Here is a 2,516-nt window from a genome sequence, read left to right on the forward strand (position 1 = left end):
GGGGGCGGGTGGGCTCCGGCCAGGACCGCGCCGGTTGCGCCGCACGCAGCGCCCGGCACGGCGCGGCACGGCCCGGCCGCGATGGCCGTAGCGGTCCGCTCATGGTCAGCCGTGGTGGTCCTCGGGCCGGGCCGGTGCCGGGATGGCCGTCGTGTCGAGGTCGCCCGAGATGATCCGTGTGGCGAGGTCCGACAGGCGCAGGTGACGGGCGCGCGCGTACGACCGGAACGCGGCGAAGGCGTCGTCGACGGAGCTGTTCCAGCGCTCCGCCAGTACGCCCTTGACCTGCTCGATGAGGATGCGGTTGGTCAGTGCGGTCTCCAACTGGCTGTTCTCGACGTGCGACTGTTCCAGCGTGCGCTGCTGGAGGATCGCGATGGTGGCCACGTCGGCGAGTGCCTGGGCGAGCGCGATGTCGTTGTCGCCGAGGCGCTGCGGAGTGGTCTGGAAGAGGTTGAGCGCGCCGACGACGCGGCTGCGCAGGCGCAGCGGGATGGCGTGCGTGGTGACGTACCCCGTCTCGCGGGCCTGTGCGGCGAAGCGCGGCCAGCCGGCGGTCGTCTCCGTGCGCGTCAGGTCGATGTTCGTCCGGATGGTGCCGGTGCGGTAGCACTCGACGCACGGGCCCTGGTCGTGCTGGAGCGCGAACAGTTCCAGCAGGCGTGTGTGCTCGTCCGAGGCGGCGATGATCTGCAGCGCGCCGTGTGCGTCGGCGAGCAGGATCCCGGCCGCCGACACGTCGAGCAGTTCGACGCAGCGCGCGGACAGCCGATGCAGCAGGTCGATGACGTCGAAGTCCTCGACGAGGGAGTCCGCGACCTCCACGAAGATCTCGGCCAGACGTCGTTCGCGGGCCATGCCTATCATCCCTTTCCACCGTCGGGCGAATTCGGCCCGCTCACATCGTCGTCGGAGTTTTCATCGAAGTTGTCATCGAAGTTGTTGTTGATGTCGTCGTTGAAACGGAGCCTGCGGGCGACCACGTTCTGCGCAACCTCGCCGAGGGGGCTCTCACTGCCGTAGGCGTAGGCCCGCAGGCGCAGGAGGGCCTCCTGCATGGACACGCCGAGCTGGACGCTGATCATCCCCGTGGCCTGGTGCACGGCCGCGCGGTGCAGCCCCGACGGCCACTCCAGGAACACGCCGACTCCGGGGGCGTCCCCGCTCCGGCCTCCGCCGTGGTCCCCGTTCAGGAACATGCCGGTCAGCGCCGCCGCCAGGGCGATGGCGTCCGCGTACTGCTGCTCACTCACGCGCAGGTCCCCGTCGTACAGCACGGTCAGTACGCCGACCCGGATGGCCCCGATGCCCAGCGGGAAACCGCCCACACCCTGTACGCCCATATCGCGCGCGGCCGGCAGCAGCGTGGGCCACCGCTCGGGGCGTACCCGGTCCAGGTCCGGCTCCACGACGGGCGAACCGGTGCGGACCGCATCCGGCCCCGGCCCCTCGCCCAGCGTGAACTGGAGTTCCTCGAACCGCGTGCTCAACTCGGGGTGGCACCAGAGTGGTTCGGCCGTCCGGTCGTCGCCCACCAGCAGCGACAGCGCGATGCCCCCGGCGCCCAGCGCCCGCGCGCACGCCTGCGCCGGACGGCCGCTCCCGTCCTGGCGCAGCGACCGAAGGACATCGGCCATGCCGTCGCTGATCACCTTTCCCCGATCCGCGGTGGCCGGGGCACTCCGGGGTGAGGTGCCGCCCGGCTTCCGCCGTACATCATGTGGCTCGGTCCGCCGCCGCGCTGTCGGCGAGTACGCCGTTCCAGGCGTCCTCGGCACTCGCGTACCGCGGGAACCGTTCCAGCAGACCGCCGGCCAGGAACACGAGACCGGCGCCCGGCCGGGTGTGGACGACGCGCACCCATCCGAGCCGCTTCCGGCAGTCGTCCCACGCCGCGCACAGCGGGGCCAGAACGCTGCCGTCCATGAACGTCACGCCCCGCAGGTCGACGATGAGGAACAGCCGGCCGGTGCCGTCGCGGGCGTCCTCCAGGTCATGCGCGAAGGCCGATGCGGTCACCAGGTCCAACTCGCCGTCGGCCCGGACCATGCGGCACTCATCGAACAGCTCGGGATGCGGGCCCATGCGCCCCATCTCCTCTGTCGGTGGGATGGCTTTCGCCTTGCGCAGGGCCTCTGTTGCGCGGAATGGAAGTGCACGGAGAGGGCCGGGTTCACGGGCGGCCGTACGGCCAGCGTACTGCCGTGGCGCGATCAGCCCATGGCCCTTTCCAGGCTTCGACGGGGGTGGCCGGAGGTGTCCGTCCCTGGTCGGTTCGTGACTGGTTCGGGGGCGGAAGGTGCAAGACTCGCCCCGTCCGGAGGGAGCATCGATGAAGCCATTGGCGGCGGATCAGGTCACCGGGGTGTGGGGCACGCTCCTGCTCCCCGTCGAAGGCCGCGGCGACATCGTCTGGGACCGGCTGGCGGGCCAGCTCGACGCGCTGCTGACCAGCGGCGTCGACGGCATTTACGCCCACGGCACCGCGGGCGAGTTCCACACCCTCGACGAAGCCG

Annotated in this window: 4 protein-coding genes; 1 reads left to right on the forward strand and 3 read right to left on the reverse strand. The window is 71.2% G+C overall.

Going from position 1 to position 2,516, the window contains the following annotated elements; genetic code table 11:
• Positions 1–105 precede the first annotated feature (105 nt).
• The 3 genes from G5C60_RS50370 to G5C60_RS50380 all read right to left on the reverse strand — a co-directional run bounded on the left by G5C60_RS50370 (position 106) and on the right by G5C60_RS50380 (position 2,085).
• Entirely contained in the window at positions 106–867 is a 762-nt protein-coding gene (locus G5C60_RS50370; protein WP_165270987.1) for a GAF and ANTAR domain-containing protein, read from the reverse strand.
• Positions 864–1,637 carry an ANTAR domain-containing protein gene (locus G5C60_RS50375; RefSeq protein WP_206441010.1) on the reverse strand — a complete coding sequence of 258 codons (774 nt, stop codon included), beginning with the start codon at positions 1,635–1,637 and terminating at the stop codon, positions 864–866. The genes G5C60_RS50370 and G5C60_RS50375 overlap by 4 nt, the downstream gene beginning before the upstream one ends.
• A 79-nt stretch (positions 1,638–1,716) precedes the next feature.
• The gene (locus tag G5C60_RS50380; RefSeq protein ID WP_165270991.1) at positions 1,717–2,085 is read right to left on the reverse strand and encodes an STAS domain-containing protein; all 369 of its coding nucleotides are present in this window, start codon (positions 2,083–2,085) and stop codon (positions 1,717–1,719) included.
• A 247-nt stretch (positions 2,086–2,332) separates the two neighbouring features.
• Here G5C60_RS50380 and G5C60_RS50385 point away from each other — a divergent pair.
• A partial coding sequence (locus G5C60_RS50385) for a dihydrodipicolinate synthase family protein (RefSeq protein ID WP_206441011.1) occupies positions 2,333–2,516 on the forward strand: 184 nt, incomplete at its 3' end.

The organism is Streptomyces scabichelini, from assembly GCF_011045015.1.
In the GTDB taxonomy this organism is placed as follows: Bacteria; Actinomycetota; Actinomycetes; order Streptomycetales; family Streptomycetaceae; genus Streptomyces; species Streptomyces scabichelini.